This is a genomic window from Janthinobacterium saanense (assembly GCF_014200675.1).
In the GTDB taxonomy this organism is placed as follows: domain Bacteria; phylum Pseudomonadota; class Gammaproteobacteria; order Burkholderiales; family Burkholderiaceae_D; genus Janthinobacterium.
In genome coordinates, this window is the sequence record NZ_JACHCI010000023.1 from 26306 (window position 1) to 43758 (window position 17453).

Genomic DNA, 17453 nt, shown 5'->3' on the forward strand with positions numbered 1-17453 from the left:
TGAAAAAAGCGGACGGCGCCAGGGGCGCGGTCCGCTTTTTAAAAGTATGAAAACTTAAATGACGATAGTCTGGTGCTCATCACCGACGCGGGCACGGATGGTGCCGATGCGCGAGACGGTTTCGCCAGCCGCTTGCAACTGGGCGATGGCGGCGTCGGCGTTTTCTGCCGAGACGATGACGGTCATGCCGATACCGCAGTTGAAGACGCGGTGCATTTCAGCATCGGCCACGCCACCGTGCTGTTGCAGCCAGGTGAACAGCGGCGGCATGGTCCACGATTTGGAGTCCAGCTCGGCAACCAGGCCAGGCTGCAGCACGCGTGGAATGTTTTCCACCAGGCCACCGCCGGTGATGTGCACCATGCCCTTGACTTCCAGTGTGGCCATCAGCGCCAGCAACGGCTTGACGTAGATGCGCGTTGGCTGCATCAGCACATCGGCCAGCTTGCGGCCGTGGAAGTCGCCTTCCAGGTCAGGTTTCGCCACTTCAATGATCTTGCGCACCAGCGAGTAACCGTTCGAGTGCACGCCCGACGAGGCCAGGCCCAGTACCACGTCGCCCGGAGCGATCTTGCTGCCGTCGATGATGTTGGCTTTTTCCACGGCGCCAACGGCAAAACCTGCCAAGTCGTATTCGCCGGCAGGGTACATGCTCGGCATTTCCGCCGTTTCGCCGCCGATCAGTGCGCAGCCCGCTTGTTCGCAACCCTGGGCGATGCCCTTGATGACGTCGGTGGCGATCGCCACGTCCAGCTTGCCGCAAGCGAAGTAGTCGAGGAAGAACAAAGGCTCGGCGCCTTGTACCAGGATGTCGTTGACGCTCATGGCCACCAGGTCGATGCCGACCGTGTCGTGGCGGTTCAATTCAAATGCCAGGCGCAATTTGGTGCCGACGCCATCGGTGCCGGAAACTAATACCGGCTCCTTGTACTTCTTGCTGATTTCAAACATGGCGCCAAAACCGCCCAGGCCGCCCATCACGCCTTCGCGCAGGGTGCGCTTGGCGAACGGCTTGATTGCTTCGACTAAAGCGTCGCCTGCGTCGATGTCGACGCCGGCGTCACGGTAGGAAAGGGAAACATTAGAAGTCTGGTTCATGGTGTGGTGGCTGCGGAGGCGGTAAAATAGAAGGCGATAGAAGGCGGATAACCGCTGACGCACGTCCGCACCGATGTTTTCGACATCGAGGCGGCAGATCGCCAGCCGGTCAATTCGGTCGTTCAAGACGCTATTTTATCAAACTGCCCCGCCATTTCGTAATTAACTGCCTTTTTTTAACGCAAAAGCCCAAACTTCATGCCATTGCCCATCACCGCCGAACAGAAGCAAACAGCATTTTGGATCGCGGTCTGGCTGGCATTCCTGCTCTTGCTGGTCAGCCTGGGGCCGATATTGACGCCTTTCCTGGCCGCCGCCATCCTCGCCTACGTACTCAATCCCGGCGTGGACCGTTTGCAACGCCTGCACTACAAACGCTTTTATCTGCCCCGTCCGCTGGCCGTGCTGGCGGTGGTACTGTTGTTTTTCCTGGCGATAGCCGCCCTGATCCTGATCGTGGTGCCGGTGCTGCAAAAGGAAATTCCGCTGCTGCAGGCGCAGATTCCGCAATTTCTGACCAAGGCAAATGAACTGCTTGCGCCGAAACTGCGCGACCTGGGCATCCGCGTGCGCCTGGACGGCACCGGCATCAAGCGCATATTGAGCCAGCAGATGGCGGCCAGCGGCGATGAAATCTGGAGCACCGTGCTCGCTTCGGCGCGCACCGGCGGCACGGCCGTGCTGGGCTGGCTGGCTACCGGCGTGCTGATCCCCGTGGTGCTGTTTTACCTGCTGCTGGACTGGCACCCGATGCTGGCGCGCGTGGCCGGCGCCGTGCCGCGCCGCTGGGTGGGCCGCACGGTCAGCATGGCGCAGGAAGTCGATACCCTGCTGGCGCAATACCTGCGCGGCCAGTTGCTGGTGATGCTGGTGCTGGCCACTTATTATTCAATTGCCTTGACCATCGCCGGCTTCGAAGTCGCGTTGCCTGTCGGCATCATCACGGGCTTGCTGGTATTTATTCCCTATCTGGGCTTCGGACTGGGACTGGTGCTGGCGCTGATCGCCGCCCTGCTGCAATTTGCCGACTGGAGCGGCGTCGTCGCCGTGGCCGTGATCTATGGATGCGGCCAGGTTTTCGAAGGCTTTTTCCTCACGCCACGGCTGGTAGGCGAGCGCATCGGCCTCAATCCCTTGGCCGTAATCTTCGCCTTGCTGGCATTTGGACAATTGTTCGGTTTTGTCGGCGTTTTGCTGGCTTTACCGGCTTCTGCCATCCTGATGGTCGTTTTTAGGCATCTAAGACGCCACTATCTATCCAGCAGCTTTTATAATACATAATAAAAGCGGAATCCATATTAAAATGGCAATACCAATGATGCACAAGCAGTAATGAAAAACAGGACAAGGCGTACGCCATGAAACAACTGGTGCTCGATTTAGGCACAGAGCAGGCGCACAGCCTCGATACCTTCGAGGTGGGACAGAATGCCGAGGTGGCGCATTTAATGCGCCAGTTCGCCACGCGCACGTCGCGCGAGCATTTTGCCTATCTGTGGGGCGAACTGGCTGCCGGCAAGAGCCATCTGCTCAAGGCCCTGGCCAGCACCGAGCGCGCGCGCTATATTTCGCCATTCTCGATCGAGTCCGAATTCGTCTACTCGCCCGAGGTGGACCTGTATCTGCTGGACGATTGCGAAAAGCTGTCGCCGCTGGCGCAGATCGACGCCTTTGCGCTATTTAATGAAATCCGCGCCAACCAGGCCTTCATGGTGTGCAGCGGCGCCGTGCCGCCTGCCGTGCTGCCGGTACGCGAAGACTTGCGCACGCGCATGGGCTGGGGCTTGATCTACCAGATCCACGGCTTGACCGACGATGAAAAAATTGCCGCCCTGACCCAGGCGGCGGCTACCCGTGGCTTGACCTTGTCGCCGGGCGTGTTACCCTATCTGCTGTCCCATTTCCGGCGCGACATGCGTTCGCTGTCGACGATGCTGGACTCCCTCGACCTCTATTCCCTGGAAACCCAACGCCCGATCACCTTGCCATTGTTGCGCGAGTTGCTGCAGGCGGAAGCGAAAGAATGATGAATCTGGCCCTGTTTGACCTCGACCACACCCTGCTGCCCATCGACTCCGACAATGAGTGGGGCAATTTCCTGGCACGCACCGGACTGATCGACGGCGTGCAGTACGCCAAGCGCAATGCTGATTTTTATGAGCAATACAAGGCTGGCACGCTCGATGCAGTGGAATACCTGGAATTCGTGCTGGGCACGCTGTCGCAATTTCCGCGCACCCAACTCGACCAGTTATACCAGCAATTCATGGTCGAAGTCATACAGCCGGCGATCTTGCCATCGGTGCTGACGCTGTTGCAGCAGCACCGCGACGCGGGCGACCTGGTGGCCATCGTCACCGCCACCAATTATTTTGTCGCCAAGCCGATCGCCGACGCGCTGGGGGTCGAACACCTGATCGCCGCCATGCCCGAGTTCGATGCCGAAGGCAACATCACGGGCAAGCTGCTCGGCACGCCAACCCTGGGCGCCGGCAAGCTGACCCACACCCACGCCTGGCTGGAAAAGCTGGGCAAGCAGCTGGGCCAGTTCGAGCGCAGTTATTTTTACAGCGATTCGCATAATGACATTCCGCTGATGTCGGTTGTTACCCACCCCGTCGCAACCAATCCCAACGCCGCTTTGAGCGCACATGCATCGATCCACGGCTGGCCATCACTCCACTTATTCAATGATTAAAAAATTCATCCGCAAGATCCTCGGCGTTAAAAAAGAGGCAGCGCGCGACGCCACGGTAGCCACCGTGCTCGGTCCTGCGCAACACGGAATCGATCCGAAACTGGTGACCTCGAACGCCATCCGCGTCACCAGCAGCCTGCAGGAAGCGGGCTTTGAGGCCTTCGTGGTCGGCGGCGCCGTGCGCGATTTGCTGCTGGGCGTGAAGCCGAAAGACTTCGACATCGCCACCAACGCCACGCCGGAACAGGTGAAAAAGCTGTTCCGCCGCGCCTTCATCATCGGCAAGCGTTTCCAGATCGTCCACGTGATGTTTGGCCAGGACTTGCTGGAAGTGACCACCTTCCGTGGCGCCGGTGCCGATTCCGCGCCCAAGGATGAGCATGGCCGCGTACTGCGCGACAATACCTTCGGCCTGCAGCACGAAGATGCGCTGCGCCGCGATTTCACCATCAACGCCATGTACTACAACCCGGCCACGCAAGAAGTGCTGGACTACCATGGCGGCGTGGAAGATATCCGCGCCCAGACCTTGCGCATGATAGGCAAGCCGGAAGAGCGCTACCGCGAAGACCCGGTGCGCATGCTGCGCGTGGTGCGTTTCGCCGCCAGGCTGAAATTCACCATCGAGCCAGCCACCGCCGCGCCTATCCCGGTGATGGCTACCCTGATCAACAATGTGCCGGCGCCGCGCGTATTCGATGAAATGCTCAAACTGCTCATGAGCGGCCATGCGCTGGCCTGTTTGCAGCAGCTGCGCAAGGAAGGCTTGCATCACGGCTTGCTGCCGCTGCTGGACGTGGTGCTGGAACAGCCGCTGGGCGCAAAATTCGTCACCCTGGCGCTGGACGCCACGGACGCCCGCATCGCCGCTGGCAAGACCGTTTCGCCCGGCTTCTTGTTCGCCTCGCTGCTGTGGCACCAGGTGCTGGAAAAATGGACCGCCTACCGCACCGCCGGCGAATCGACGATACCCGCGCTGCACCTGGCGGCCGACGACGTGCTCGACTCGCAAACGGAAAAACTGGCCCTGCAGCGCAAGATCGGTTCCGACATGCGCGACATCTGGTCGATGCAGCCCCGTTTTGAACGCCGGGTCGGCAAGGCGCCGTACAAATTGCTGGAACATTTGCGCTTCCGCGCCGGCTACGACTTCCTGCTGCTGCGCTGCGCTTCCGGTGAAATCGAGATGGAACTGGGCGAATGGTGGACCGCCTTTTATGAAGGCGACGAAGAGACGCGCGAAGCGCTGCTCGTCAGCGCCAACGCAGCCCCCGGCGCGGTCAAGAAAAAACGCCCGCCACGCCGCAGCAGCCGCAGCAAGACCAGCACTGGCTCCACCAGCGGCGAATAGTGCGAGTGAACGCCTACATCGGCATCGGCGCCAACCTGGGCGATGCGCGCGCGAATGTGCAAGACGCCATCGCGCGCCTGGCGCGCCTGCCTGGCGCCACTTTGCTGGCGGCGTCCAGCAGCTACCGCACGGCGCCGATCGACTCCAGCGGCGACGACTACATCAACGCCGTCGCCCACATCCGCACCAGCCTGCCGGCGGAAGCACTGCTGCAGGCGCTGCACGCCATCGAAACGGCGCATGGGCGCGAGCGGCCTTACCGCAACGCCCCGCGCACGCTGGACCTGGACTTGCTGCTGTATGGCGATCAACAGATCAGCAGCCCTACCTTGAGCGTGCCCCATCCGAGATTGACCGAGCGCGCCTTCGTGCTGGTGCCTTTGCTGGAGTTGGCGCCCGCCATCGCCGTGCCTGGCGCAGGCCCTGCGCAAGCTTTTTTGCCCAAAGTGGCAGACCAGGCCATCAGCAAGCTCTGAGCATTATCACCATCCATGCAATAAAATGCCGCCGCTGCACGCTGCTGAATAAAGGTCTACACTAGCGGCGTGCATCTGCGTCACCCCCTATTCACTCTTGAGAATTCTTATGTCCGCTTATTTGCAAGGAACAGATCTGGCTGCGAAAGACAAGGCCGCCGCCCCTGCGCCGGCGCCTGTAAAGCCTGTCGCCGCCAAGGCTGTCACCATCCCGGCGCTGTCCGCCCTGCGCGCCGCCGGTGAAAAAATCACCATGCTGACCTGCTACGACGCCAGCTTCGCGTCGCTGATGGACCGCTGCGGCGTGGAAGTGCTGTTGATCGGCGATTCGCTGGGCATGGTCTGCAATGGCCATCACTCGACCCTGCCCGTCACTGTGGCCGAACTGGCTTACCACACGGCCGCCGTCGCGCGTGGCAGCAAGTCCGCCCTGATCGTGGCCGACCTGCCATTCGGCGCCTATGGCACGCCCGAAACGGCGTTTAACAATGCCGTCACCCTGATGCAGGCTGGCGCCCACATGATCAAGATCGAAGGCGGCGCCTGGCTGGCCGATACCGTGAAATTCCTCACCGAGCGCTCGGTGCCCGTCTGCGCCCACCTGGGCCTGACGCCGCAATCGGTGCATCAGCTGGGCGGCTACAAGGTGCAGGGCAAAAGCATCGAAAGCGCTGAACTGCTGAAAAGCGATGCGCTGGCGCTGCAAAAAGCCGGCGCCTCGCTGGTCGTGATCGAAGCGGTTCCATCCACGCTGGGCAAGGAAGTCACGGAACTGCTGGCGATTCCCACCATCGGCATCGGCGCCGGCCCTGACTGCTCGGGCCAGGTGCTGGTCATGCACGATCTGCTGGGCGTATTCCCGGGCCGCAAGGCGCGCTTCGTGCGCAACTTCATGGAAGGCGCCAGCAGCATCGATGACGCCGTCACCGGCTATGTGAAAGCCGTCAAGGAAGGCAGCTTCCCGGCGCCGGAACACTGCTTCTGATCGTATTTCAGGTGTGGCCGTCCGAGGCGGCCACACCTCAAGCAACTCAGTGGCAGCAGGTATTCGATGCCCACACCGGCTGGTTGTTACTGTAGATCACCAAATTCCCGTCATTTTGCAAGAAGGCCACGGCGCCCGGATGGCTGCTGCTGTCGCTTTGCCACAGCACATTGCCCTTCACATCGTATTGAACCAGCCTGCCATCGTCTTGCAACACGACTTCAGCTGCGCTGCTGCCAGCCGTGCCGCTGGCCCATAATTGCGTGTCGCCATCGGCGAGTGTCAGGTTGCCATCCTGGCCCAGGCTGAACGTAAAACGCCCGTCGCAGGAGCTCAGCGTTTCGCCGCGCAACAAGCCTTCGCCAGTCAATAACTGGCCGCAGACTTGCGGTTTCGTCACGGCCGGCAGCAAGCGCAGTTTATTCAGCGGTACGGCGTCGGCAATCGCCTGCAAGCCCTCTTCATTCGGATGCAGGCTGTCGCCGGCATTGAAGGCAGGCAAATAGCGAGTGCGGTCGGCTGGATCGCTGGTCGCCAGCGCCTGGTCGACGATGGCGTCGCAACCGCTATCCGGACTTTTCATGAACGCTTCCAGCTGGGCACGAACGTTTTCGGCGGCCGGCGTCCATTGCGGCGTGCCGTGAAATGGCGTCAAGGTCGAGCACAGGAACTTGACGTTGGCCTGATGCGCCTGGGCGATCAACTCCTTGTACACGGCGATAAAATCGGCTGCCGGTGGCGGATTGCCATTGTTCAGGCTATTGACCGCGTCGTCCGAAACGATCACCCATTTCACGCCAGCTTGCTGCAAGGCATCACGATTGAAGCGGGTGCGGCCAGCCTGGCCGGCGCCATCGTAGAAAAAGTTATTGCCGCTGATACCCTGGTTCAGCACGCCGACCGTCATATTGGCCTGTTGCAAACGGCGCGCCAGGTCGTTCGGCCAGCGCCGGTTCACATTGCCGCGCGACGCGATGCCATCGGTGATCGACGCGCCGAACGCCACCACGGCGCCGGTCGCCGCCGGGTTTTGCACGTCCAGGCCCGTCAGGAAATAATACGCCTGGCCGCTGACCGAATTGGCGCTGCCGCCCGGCAAATCGACGCTGCCGCCCACGTCACCCGGCGCGATGTACACGTCTTGCAGCGAACCGGCGTGGCCGGTGGAATTATTCGCCGTGCGGCCAGGCAGATAGATGCTGACCGCCACATTGCCCAACGCCGGCACATCCAGGGCCACCGCATCGCTGAGCACTTCCGCGCCGCGCGGGATGGTGATCGCCGTCTGGCCGCCAAACGTCGCCAAACGGTCGCTGCCCGGGATGATGCGGGCGTCCCTGTCGCGCAGTGCGATATGCACGTTACCGATTAGCAAGGGCTCGCTACCGAACAGGTTAGACAGCCGCACCCGCGCCGCCGAACCGCCGATACTTGTATAGACGATCTGGCGAATAGTCTGGTTGTTAAAACCGGCGTCGCCGGTGGTCCACGGCGTGACCGCCCATGTACCGGTCCAGGGCACATCCGCAGCGCTGGACTGGGCCAGCGCGGGTATGCTACTCGCCAACAATAACGCCAATGCCACATTTTTTAGCTGATTCAGTCTGACCTTCATGCACTTTCTCCCAATAATAAGATTGCAATAAATAGAATAGTTGCACATGGAAAAGGTATCTGTAAAGCAAAATATTGAAAATACAAAGAAACTGCGGAACATGCGTGAAGCAGCGCACATCCGGCTGGCCATCAACGGCGTAGCTTGACCCTCCTGGCAATTCACTGAGACAGGGAGCACGACATGAGCACACTGGAACCCGCCACCACACTGGCAGCCAAGGCCAGCAAGCCCTATCCGAACGACAGCGCCGAATACCGCAGCGCGCGGCTAGCCTTGCTGGCCGAGGAAATCGAATTGCGGCGCCATATCGAGCGCGTCGCGCAGCAACGGCGCGCCTTGCCGCTGGGCGGCGAGCCGCCAGACTATGCCTTCAAGGATGAAAACGGCAAGACCGTGCACCTGCCCGACCTGTTTGGTGCACATGACACCTTGCTGACTTATTTCTGGATGTACGGCCCGCAGCGGCAGCGCCCATGCCCCATGTGCACCGCCTTCCTGGGGTCCCTGGATATGCCGATGGCCGACCTGCGCCAGCGCATCGCCGTGGCCGTGATCGGCCGCTCGCCAGTCGAGCGGCAACTGGCTTTCGCCCGCGAGCGCGGCTGGAAAAACCTGCCGTTCTACGCAACGCTTGATGACAGTTATGCGCGCGATTACCGGGGACTGGCGCCGGACGGCAGCGAATGGCCGGCGCTCGACATCTGGGTCAAACGCAACGGCAAGGTCTACCACTTCTGGGGCGCGGAACTGGGTGGCACGCAAGACCCGGGACAAGACCCGCGCGGCGCACCCGATCCGACGCCCTTGTGGAACTTGCTGGACTTGACGCCGGCTGGACGCGGCAAGGACTGGTATCCGAAGCTGGCGTACTAGGCCTATTCGGCCTATCAGCCCACCTGTATCCAGGTCGTTTTCAATTCCGTGTATTTGTCGAGCGCGTGCAGGGATTTATCGCGGCCATTGCCCGACTGTTTGTAGCCGCCGAACGGCACCGTGATATCGTCGCCGTCGTACTGGTTGACGTGGACGGTGCCGGCGCGCAGCGCACGTGCCGTCTGGATGGCCTTGCTGATATCGGAAGTCCACACGGCTGCCTGCAAGCCGTAGGGCGTGGCGTTGGCCTGCTTCACTGCCTCGGCAATATCCGTAAAACCCAGCACCGACAAGACGGGCCCGAAGATCTCTTCGCGCGCAATCGTCATGCTGCCATCGACGCCATCAAAGATGGTCGGCTGCACGTAGTGGCCGCCCGTTTCCGTGCGCGCCGGTTCGCCGCCACCCAGCAACTGCGCGCCTTCGCGCTTGCCGGCCGCAATATACGCCATCACGGTGCTCATCTGCGTGGCGTCGACGATGGCGCCCATCACAGTAGACTCGTCCAGCGGATCGCCAGGCTGGAAGCGCGGCAGCATGGCCAGCGCTTTTTGCATGAACTCAGCCTTGATCGATTCTTCCACGAACAAGCGCGACGGCGCATTGCAGCTTTCGCCCTGGTTGAAAAAGATGGAACCGACGGCGGCGGCCACGGCTTTATCGAGGTCAGGACAATCGGCGCAAACGATGTTGGCCGACTTGCCGCCCAGTTCAGTCCATGTCCGTTTCAAATTCGACTGGCCCGCCATCTGCACGATCAATTTTCCCGTGCGCGTGGAACCCGTAAAAGCGATGCAATCGACATCCATGTGCAGGGCCAGCGCGGCGCCCGCTTCGTGGCCATAACCGGGCAGCACGTTCAAGACGCCGGGTGGCAAGCCTGCTTCCAGGCCCAGCTCGGCCAGGCGCAAGGCCGTCAAGGGCGATTTTTCAGACGGTTTGAGAATTACGCTGTTGCCCGCCGCGAGCGCGGGAGCGATCTTCCAGGCGGCCATGATCATCGGGTAATTCCATGGCACGATGGCGGCGACCACACCCACGGGTTCGCGCGTGATCAGGGCCAGGCTGTTGGCGGGCGTGGGGGCGATTTCATCGTAGACCTTGTCGATCGCTTCGCCATACCAGCGCAGGCAATTGGCCGTGGCGCCCACGTCCACGCTCAGGCTGTATTTGATCGGTTTGCCCATGTCCAGGGTTTCGAGCAGCGCCAGCTCGGGGCCGTGCTTTTGCACCAGGTCGGCAAACTTGAGCAGCACGCGCTTGCGCTGCGCGGGCGACTTGCCGGCCCAGCGGCGCTGGTCAAAGGCGGCGCGGGCTGCCTGCACCGCTGCATCCACGTCTGCGCCATCGCAGCGCGCCACCTGTCCCAGCAAACGGCCATCGATGGGCGACAGATTGTCGAATACCTGCCCCGACAAGGCCGCAACGCGCTGGCCGTCGATGAAGGCACGGCCATCGATTTTCAGTTCATCTGCCCGCGCGTGCCAGTCTGTTGCCGCTGCCTCTGCCATGGCTGTCTCCTTTGTAATCGAAACAGCAGTCTACTCTTCCTGTGCGTAGGCGGCGGACATCTGCTTGCGGCGGCGCCGGTCGGCGCGCGCCAGCATCACGCTGAAAATGATCACGGCAATCGTCACCACCAGAATCGTCAGGGCGGCCACGGCGTTCACGCGCGGGTCCAGGCCCAGGCGCGCACGCGAGAAGATCACCAGCGGCATCGTCGTCGAGCCGGGGCCAGACAAGAAGGCCGACAGCACCACATCATCCAGCGACAGGGTAAATGTCAGCAGCCAGGCCGACGCCAGCGCCTGCGTGATATTGGGCAGGGTCACCAGGAAAAACACCTGGTGCGCCCGGCAGCCCAGGTCCATCGCCGCCTCGGCCAGCGACTTGCTCATTTCCTGCAAGCGCGATTGCACCACCACGGCCGCATAGGCCATGCCCAGCAAGGTGTGGCCCAGCCAGATCGTCAGCACGCCACGCTCGGGAAAACCGAACACCTTTTGCATGGACACCAGCATCAGCAGCAGCGACAGGCCGATGATCACTTCCGGCATCACCAGCGGCGCGCTGACCATCGAAGAAAACAGGGTGCGGCCACGGAAGCGCTGGTAGCTGTTCAGGGCAAATGCGGCAAACGTACCCAGGATCACGGACGACGTGGCCGAGAAAAAGGCGATCTTCAGCGACAGGCCAAAGCCGGAAATGATCTCGCTGTCGTTCATCAATTCGCTATACCAGCGCAGCGAAAAACCGCTCCACACCATGTCCTGGCGCGAGCTGTTGAACGAAAAGACGATCAGCACGATGATGGGCAGGTAGAGGAACAGATAGCCCAGCGAAAGCCAGCCGCGGCCGAACCAGCGCTGCAAAATGGTACGTCCGTTCATGTGCGCTCCCCCGCGTCCTGGTCCGTCTTGTATTTTTTAAAAATTGCCATCGGCACCAGGATCAGCAGGATCACCAGCACCGTCACCGACGAGGCCATGGCCCAGTCGTTATTCGTGAAATATTCATCCCACAGCACGCGCCCTATCATCAAGGTTTCCGGGCCGCCCAGCAGCTCGGGGATCACATATTCACCCACCGACGGAATGAAAACCAGCATGGCGCCGGCGATGATGCCCGACTTCGACAACGGCACGGTGATGCGCCAGAACGCCTGCAGCGGCGTGGCGCCCAGGTCGGCCGCCGCTTCCAGGTAGCGCATGTCCATTTTCACCAGGTTGGCGTACAGCGGCAAGATCATGAAGGGCAGATAGGCGTAGACCATGCCGACGATCAGCGAGAACGAAGTGTTCATCATGTGCAGCGGTGCGCTGATCAGACCCAGGGATAGCAGCAAGTCGTTCAGCAAGCCCTGGTTGGCCAAAATACCCTTCCACGCATATACGCGCAGCAAAAAAGAAGTCCAGAAGGGCAGCATCACCAGCATCATCAGCACGGGACGGATGGAGGGCTTGGCGCGCGCCATGAAATAGGCAAACGGGTAGCCGATCACCAGGCAAATGGCGGTGGTGATGGCCGCGTATTTGATGGAACTGAGGTAGGTCAGCAGATACAGTTCATCGGCGGCGATAAACAGGTAATTGGCGATCTTGACCTTCAATACGACGATGCCGTCGACATACGACAGCAAGCCGCCGAAGGGACTGCCGGCCGTGTCCATGTCGGAGAGGCTGATGCGCAGCACGATCAGGAAGGGGATCAAAAAGGCGATTGTCAGGAACAGCGCCGGCACGGCGATGACGGCATTTTTCCCCGTTATCCAGCGCAGAGTCACGAAACTACGCAGCGTTTGCAAAATGGACTTCATGATGGCCTCAGCTGGTCAGCACGACGATGTCGGCGCCATCCCACCAGACCCACACGCGCTGCTCGCGCTCGAGGCGTGCGACGTCATGGCGGGCTGCGTTGGTGCGCGAGACTTTCACCACCGTGCCGCTGTCGAGGCGCACGTGGTAGCTGGTTTCATTGCCAAAATACGCCATGGCGACGATCACGCCCTGGGCGCAGTTGTAGCCGTGTTCCGCTGGCGAAGCGCGTTCTTCGAGTGTGGGAGCATCGGTCTGGATGGCGATTTTTTCTGGGCGCACGGCCACCGAGACATCCATGCCCAGGTTGCCCGTGATGCCGTGGGCGACATACTGGCGGCCTTCTGGCGTATCGACCACCACGTGACCGGGTTCGTCTTCCGCGATGCGGCCATCGAACAAATTCACGCTGCCGATAAAGTCGGCAACGAAGCGGCAGTTCGGCGTTTCATAGATTTCACCGGGCGCGCCCACCTGCAGGATGCGTCCTTCGCTCATGACGGCGATGCGCGTGGCCATGCTCATCGCTTCATCCTGGTCATGCGTGACCATCACGCAGGTGACACCCACCTGTTCGATGATGTTGACCAGTTCCATCTGCGTACGTTCGCGCAGCTTCTTGTCGAGCGCGCCCAGCGGCTCGTCCAGCAACAGCAATTGCGGGCGCTTGGCCAGGCTGCGCGCCAGCGCCACGCGCTGCTGCTGCCCGCCCGACAGCTGGTGCGGCTTGCGTTTGGCGTATTGCGTCAGCTGCACCAGCGCCAGCATCTGCTCCACGCGCGCGCTGATCTCCGCTTTCGGCAAGCCGTCGCGGCGCAGGCCGAAGGCGATGTTGTCCCACACGGACAAGTGCGGAAACAGCGCATACGACTGGAACATCATATTGATCGGCCGCTGATGCGGCGGCACGTCGACGATGCTGTTCCCCGCCAGCGCGATGGCGCCCGAAGTCGGCGTCTCGAAACCGGCCAGCATGCGCAGCAGGGTCGACTTGCCGCAGCCTGAACTGCCCAGCAAGGCGAAAATCTCGCCCTTGTTGATCGTCACGGAAATGGCGTCGACGGCGCGCACGCCATCGAATTCCTTGACCAGCTGCTCAATCAGCAAAAATGGCGCTTGGGCGTCGCTGGCCGACGCGGCAGGTGTTGCTATCGTCATGTGTGGGTGCTTTGGCAAGAGGGTATCAAAATGAAAAACTGGCCGCTCGATGAGCGGCCAAGATGGAAGTTTAGCGGAACTGCCGCGATTGCGGTCCAAAAAATGCGCAGATGACGGCAAAATTGGGCAAAAACCTACACCCAGCCCTTTTCCTGCACTTCCACGTAGGTCTTGTCCAGGCATAGCCGAATCAGGGCCACCATCTCGTCGATCTGCGCGCGCGTCATGACCAGCGGCGGCGCGACGATCATGCGCTCGCCCACGGCGCGCATGATCACGCCATTGTCGAACATGTGGCGGCGGCAGATCATGCCCACGCCCTGGTCTTCGTCAAACAGCACATTTTCATGCACGGTCTGTCCCTTGCTGCGCACCAGGTTCAGACCTGCCACCAGGCCGCAGCTATCGGTGTAGCCGACCAGCGGATGCGCCGCCAGGCTGGCGAAGCGCTGTTGCAGATACGGCCCCGTATCCTCTGCCACCTTGCGCACCAGGTTTTCTTCTTCGATGATGCGGATATTTTCCAGCGCCGCCGCGCACGCCACCGGGTGGCCCGAATACGTGAAACCGTGCGTGAATTCGCCGCCCTTCTCGATCAAGACCCTGGCGACCCTGTCGCCTACCAGCACGCCGCCCAGCGGCACATAGCCGGACGTGACGCCCTTGGCAAAGGTGATCAGGTCAGGCCGGATGCCAAACAGTTCGGAGCCGAACCAGCGCCCCAGGCGGCCGAAGCCGCAGATGACTTCATCGGCGATCAGCAAGACGCCGTACTTGTCGCAGATGCGCTGTATCTCGGGCCAGTAAGTGGCTGGCGGGATGATCACGCCACCGGCGCCCTGCACCGGTTCGCCGATAAAAGCTGCCACCTTGTCGGGACCCACTTCCAGGATTTTGTCTTCCAGCCACCCAGCTGCCTTCAGGCCAAACGCTTCCGGCGTCAAGCCGTGGCCCGCTTCCAGGTAATTGGGCTGGCCGATATGGACGATGCCAGGGATAGGCAAGCCGCCCTGCGCATGCATGCCATCCATGCCGCCCAGGGACGCGCCCGCCACAGTGCTGCCGTGATACGCGTTGTGGCGGCTGATGATGGTATGGCGCTCCTGGTAGCCCAGCAAATCCCAATAGCGGCGCACCATGCGCAGATTGGTGTCATTCGCTTCCGAACCGGAGCTGGTAAAGAACACGTGCTGGAACTGCGGCGGCGATATCTGCGCCAGCTTGGCCGCCAGCTGCGCGGCAGGCACATTGGTGGTGCCGAAAAAGCTGTTATAGAACGGCAGGGTTTCCATCTGCCGGTACACGGCTTGCGAAATCGAAGTGCGGCCATACCCCACGTTGACGCACCACAGGCCCGACATGCCATCGACGATCTTTTTCCCCTGGCTATCCCACAGGTAGACGCCATCGCCGCGCACGATCACGCGCGCACCTTTGGCGGCCAGGTCCTGGAAATCGGTGAATGGATGCAGGTAGTGGGCAGTATCGAGCTGCTGGATGGCAGCCGTGTCGAACACTTGCGGCGTGGCGTTTTTCTGCGCCACCGAGGCGACGAGGGCGGCGCCGGGCGCCAGCGGATTGTTTGTTGTGCTCATGCTTGCTCCCTTAGACGTGAAGTAAGAGGTGTTCGCGTTCCCAGGGGCTGATGACGGTCATGAACTCCTGGTGCTCCAGGTCCTTGATGGCGGCATATACGTCAATAAAACGTTCGCCCAGCACCGTGCGCAATTTGTCTTCCGCGCGCAGCAGCTGCAGTGCCTCGGGCAAGCCCTGCGGCAGTTCGAATTTCATGTCGTAGGCGCTGCCCACCATCATCGGCGTCGGCTCGATCTGTTCCACCATGCCCAGGTAGCCGCAGGCCAGGGTCACGGCCAGGGCAAGGTAGGGATTGGCGTCGGCGCCGATGATGCGGTTTTCAATGCGGCGGTCCTGCACACCCGATTCGGGCACGCGAAACCCCACCGTGCGGTTATCCAGCCCCCACTGGATGTTGATGGGCGCGGCCGTGTGGCGCACGATGCGGCGGTAGGAATTCACATACGGTGCGACGATGGCCATGGCCGACGGCATATAGCGCTGCAGGCCGCCAATGTAATGCTTGAAAATGGCGGCGGCCGAGCCGTCTTCGTTGCTGAAGATATTCAAGCCCGTCTTCGCATCGGTCACGCTCTGGTGCACATGCATGGCGGACCCTGGTTCGCCGGCCATCGGCTTGGCCATGAAGGTGGCGTACATATCGTGCTTGAGCGCTGCTTCGCGCAGGGTGCGCTTGAAGAAAAACACCTTGTCGGCCAGGCCCAGCGGATCGCCGTGCAGGAAGTTGATTTCCATCTGCCCGGCGCCGATTTCATGGATCAGGGTATCGACGTCCAGGTTCATCAATTCGCAGTAATCGTAGATATCCTCGAACAGCGGATCGAACTCGTTGACGGCGTCGATGCTGTACACCTGACGGCTGGTTTCGGCGCGGCCGCTGCGGCCGATGGGCGGCTTCAATGGCAGGTCCGGGTCGGTGTTTTTTGCCGTCAGGTAGAACTCCAGCTCAGGCGCCACCACCGGTTTCCAGCCCTTGTCTGCGTACAGTTTCAGTACCCGGCGCAGCACCGAGCGGGGCGCGAAATCGACCAGCATGCCGTCGGAAAAATAACAGTCGTGGATCACTTGCGCGGTGGGATCGGTGGCCCACGGCACCATGGTGATGGTGGTGGGGTCGGCCTTCAGAATCATGTCGCGGTCGGTGCTGGAAATGGCGCGGTCATAACCGCCATCGTCGACGGGATAATTGCCCGTCACCGTCATGCCCAGCACCGCTTCCGGGATGCGCATGCCGCGCTCCTGGGTAAATTTTGCGCGCGGCAGTATCTTCCCCCGCGCTACCCCGGTCAAGTCAGGCACCAGGCATTCTATTTCCGTGACCCGCTTTTCATTGAGCCACAAATCCATATCGGTATAAGTGAAATTTTCGCGTATTGCCATGCTTCCCTCTCGCTGGTCTTGATCAAGCGCCGCGTATTGAAACAAATTCTCACTGCGGCGGCGCGCCCGTTCAATCTGCTGCTGTCAGGCGATGCTGCTGTTCTTGAAAATCGCGGCAAGCCTGGCCAAAGGCGCCGAACAGCCGCATCGATAAAGGATTGCTTTCAACTTGCCACTCTGGATGCCACTGTACCGCCATCGCGAAACTGTCAGCGCCCGCTACCGTAAAGGCTTCGACCAGGCCATCGTCGGCCAGCGCTTCGACACTTAAACCATCGGCCAACCGGGCCACGCCCTGGCCATGCAGGGAATTGACCATCATCTCGCTCTCGCCACCCAGGATGCGCGACAACAAGCCGCCCGGCGTCAAGCGCACCCGGTGCGCTGGGCCGTACTGGCGCTCAAGAGGCTCGCGCAGATCTTCGCGGTGATCCTGCATGTTGGCCACCGCATGCACGGCCTGGTGCAAGCTGCCGCCCAGCGCCACATTGACTTCCTGGAAGCCCCGGCATATGGCCAGCAAGGGCAGCTTGCGGGCCAGCGCCGCGCGTATCAAGGGCAAGGTGGTGGCATCGCGGGCAGGATCTTGCGGCAGCTCGGGAAAGCGGATTTCTTCGCCATACAGGTGCGCATCGAGATTCGATGCGGCGCCGGTCAGCAAGACGCCGTCGGCGATACGCAGCGCAGCATCGAGATCATAGAGATCAATATTGGCGCCGAACGCGGGCAAGACCAGCGGCATGCAACCGGCGCCCAGCAGCACGGCGTGCAGGTATTTGTCCTGCGCCATATGCCAGACATGATTGCCAAGCTGGCGCTGGCAGGCGGGAACGAGAACGATGGGACGGCGCATATAGGCTACCTCGCTGACGTAACAATCAAATGGCAAGCCGAGGCACACTCAAG

Annotated in this window: 16 protein-coding genes; 7 read left to right on the forward strand and 9 right to left on the reverse strand. The window is 61.3% G+C overall.

Annotated elements, in window-relative coordinates:
- Window positions 1–54: 54 nt before the first annotated feature.
- The gene (gene purM / locus HDE72_RS23540; protein ID WP_183746751.1) at window positions 55–1098 is read right to left on the reverse strand and encodes a phosphoribosylformylglycinamidine cyclo-ligase; all 1044 of its coding nucleotides are present in this window, start codon (window positions 1096–1098) and stop codon (window positions 55–57) included.
- Between the two features lie 198 nt (window positions 1099–1296).
- Between purM and HDE72_RS23545 the strand changes: the two genes are divergently transcribed.
- The 6 genes from HDE72_RS23545 to panB all read left to right on the forward strand — a co-directional run bounded on the left by HDE72_RS23545 (window position 1297) and on the right by panB (window position 6608).
- Window positions 1297–2379 carry an AI-2E family transporter gene (locus HDE72_RS23545; RefSeq protein WP_183746754.1) on the forward strand — a complete coding sequence of 361 codons (1083 nt, stop codon included), beginning with the start codon at window positions 1297–1299 and terminating at the stop codon, window positions 2377–2379.
- A gap of 77 nt (window positions 2380–2456) precedes the next feature.
- Window positions 2457–3125: a DnaA regulatory inactivator Hda gene (gene hda, locus HDE72_RS23550; RefSeq protein ID WP_183746757.1), complete on the forward strand. Its 669-nt coding sequence runs from the start codon at window positions 2457–2459 to the stop codon at window positions 3123–3125.
- A complete protein-coding gene (locus tag HDE72_RS23555; protein WP_183746760.1) occupies window positions 3122–3796 on the forward strand; it encodes an HAD family hydrolase in 675 nt (224 codons plus the stop codon). Before hda ends, HDE72_RS23555 begins: the two co-directional genes overlap by 4 nt.
- The gene (pcnB, locus tag HDE72_RS23560) at window positions 3789–5147 is read left to right on the forward strand and encodes a polynucleotide adenylyltransferase PcnB (RefSeq protein WP_183746763.1); all 1359 of its coding nucleotides are present in this window, start codon (window positions 3789–3791) and stop codon (window positions 5145–5147) included. Before HDE72_RS23555 ends, pcnB begins: the two co-directional genes overlap by 8 nt.
- A gap of 5 nt (window positions 5148–5152) precedes the next feature.
- Window positions 5153–5623, forward strand: a complete 471-nt coding sequence (folK, locus tag HDE72_RS23565; RefSeq protein WP_183746766.1) for a 2-amino-4-hydroxy-6-hydroxymethyldihydropteridine diphosphokinase — start codon at window positions 5153–5155, stop codon at window positions 5621–5623.
- Window positions 5624–5732: 109 nt separating this feature from the next.
- Window positions 5733–6608, forward strand: a complete 876-nt coding sequence (gene panB, locus HDE72_RS23570) for a 3-methyl-2-oxobutanoate hydroxymethyltransferase (RefSeq protein WP_183746769.1) — start codon at window positions 5733–5735, stop codon at window positions 6606–6608.
- Between the two features lie 46 nt (window positions 6609–6654).
- On the opposite strand, the gene HDE72_RS23575 is transcribed toward panB, so the two are convergent.
- The gene (locus HDE72_RS23575) at window positions 6655–8175 is read right to left on the reverse strand and encodes a GDSL-type esterase/lipase family protein (RefSeq protein ID WP_260176885.1); all 1521 of its coding nucleotides are present in this window, start codon (window positions 8173–8175) and stop codon (window positions 6655–6657) included.
- A gap of 231 nt (window positions 8176–8406) precedes the next feature.
- Between HDE72_RS23575 and HDE72_RS23580 the strand changes: the two genes are divergently transcribed.
- Window positions 8407–9099: a DUF899 family protein gene (locus HDE72_RS23580; RefSeq protein ID WP_183746776.1), complete on the forward strand. Its 693-nt coding sequence runs from the start codon at window positions 8407–8409 to the stop codon at window positions 9097–9099.
- A gap of 14 nt (window positions 9100–9113) precedes the next feature.
- On the opposite strand, the gene HDE72_RS23585 is transcribed toward HDE72_RS23580, so the two are convergent.
- From HDE72_RS23585 to HDE72_RS23615, 7 genes are all read right to left on the reverse strand, one after another.
- Entirely contained in the window at window positions 9114–10610 is a 1497-nt protein-coding gene (locus HDE72_RS23585; protein ID WP_183746779.1) for an aldehyde dehydrogenase, read from the reverse strand.
- A 30-nt stretch (window positions 10611–10640) separates the two neighbouring features.
- Complete coding sequence (locus tag HDE72_RS23590; RefSeq protein ID WP_183746782.1) at window positions 10641–11489, reverse strand: ABC transporter permease; 849 nt, start codon at window positions 11487–11489, stop codon at window positions 10641–10643.
- Window positions 11486–12415 carry an ABC transporter permease subunit gene (locus HDE72_RS23595; protein WP_183746785.1) on the reverse strand — a complete coding sequence of 310 codons (930 nt, stop codon included), beginning with the start codon at window positions 12413–12415 and terminating at the stop codon, window positions 11486–11488. The genes HDE72_RS23590 and HDE72_RS23595 overlap by 4 nt, the downstream gene beginning before the upstream one ends.
- 7 nt (window positions 12416–12422) lie before the next feature.
- On the reverse strand, window positions 12423–13571 hold the full coding sequence (locus HDE72_RS23600; RefSeq protein WP_183746788.1) for an ABC transporter ATP-binding protein: 1149 nt from the start codon (window positions 13569–13571) through the stop codon (window positions 12423–12425).
- A gap of 134 nt (window positions 13572–13705) precedes the next feature.
- Window positions 13706–15166, reverse strand: coding sequence for an aspartate aminotransferase family protein (locus HDE72_RS23605; RefSeq protein WP_183746791.1), 1461 nt, complete (start codon window positions 15164–15166; stop codon window positions 13706–13708).
- Between the two features lie 10 nt (window positions 15167–15176).
- The gene (locus HDE72_RS23610; RefSeq protein WP_183746794.1) at window positions 15177–16547 is read right to left on the reverse strand and encodes a glutamine synthetase family protein; all 1371 of its coding nucleotides are present in this window, start codon (window positions 16545–16547) and stop codon (window positions 15177–15179) included.
- A 70-nt stretch (window positions 16548–16617) separates the two neighbouring features.
- Window positions 16618–17400, reverse strand: coding sequence for a gamma-glutamyl-gamma-aminobutyrate hydrolase family protein (locus tag HDE72_RS23615; RefSeq protein WP_183746797.1), 783 nt, complete (start codon window positions 17398–17400; stop codon window positions 16618–16620).
- Window positions 17401–17453: the final 53 nt, after the last annotated feature.

Coding starts and splice junctions, on each gene's coding strand:
- purM (WP_183746751.1), bottom strand. CDS start 1,098: ATGAACCAGACTTCTAATGTTTCCCTTTCCTACCGTGACGCCGGCGTC.
- HDE72_RS23545 (WP_183746754.1), top strand. CDS start 1,297: ATGCCATTGCCCATCACCGCCGAACAGAAGCAAACAGCATTTTGGATC.
- hda (WP_183746757.1), top strand. CDS start 2,457: ATGAAACAACTGGTGCTCGATTTAGGCACAGAGCAGGCGCACAGCCTC.
- HDE72_RS23555 (WP_183746760.1), top strand. CDS start 3,122: ATGATGAATCTGGCCCTGTTTGACCTCGACCACACCCTGCTGCCCATC.
- pcnB (WP_183746763.1), top strand. CDS start 3,789: ATGATTAAAAAATTCATCCGCAAGATCCTCGGCGTTAAAAAAGAGGCA.
- panB (WP_183746769.1), top strand. CDS start 5,733: ATGTCCGCTTATTTGCAAGGAACAGATCTGGCTGCGAAAGACAAGGCC.
- HDE72_RS23580 (WP_183746776.1), top strand. CDS start 8,407: ATGAGCACACTGGAACCCGCCACCACACTGGCAGCCAAGGCCAGCAAG.
- HDE72_RS23585 (WP_183746779.1), bottom strand. CDS start 10,610: ATGGCAGAGGCAGCGGCAACAGACTGGCACGCGCGGGCAGATGAACTG.
- HDE72_RS23590 (WP_183746782.1), bottom strand. CDS start 11,489: ATGAACGGACGTACCATTTTGCAGCGCTGGTTCGGCCGCGGCTGGCTT.
- HDE72_RS23595 (WP_183746785.1), bottom strand. CDS start 12,415: ATGAAGTCCATTTTGCAAACGCTGCGTAGTTTCGTGACTCTGCGCTGG.
- HDE72_RS23600 (WP_183746788.1), bottom strand. CDS start 13,571: ATGACGATAGCAACACCTGCCGCGTCGGCCAGCGACGCCCAAGCGCCA.
- HDE72_RS23605 (WP_183746791.1), bottom strand. CDS start 15,166: ATGAGCACAACAAACAATCCGCTGGCGCCCGGCGCCGCCCTCGTCGCC.
- HDE72_RS23610 (WP_183746794.1), bottom strand. CDS start 16,547: ATGGCAATACGCGAAAATTTCACTTATACCGATATGGATTTGTGGCTC.
- HDE72_RS23615 (WP_183746797.1), bottom strand. CDS start 17,400: ATGCGCCGTCCCATCGTTCTCGTTCCCGCCTGCCAGCGCCAGCTTGGC.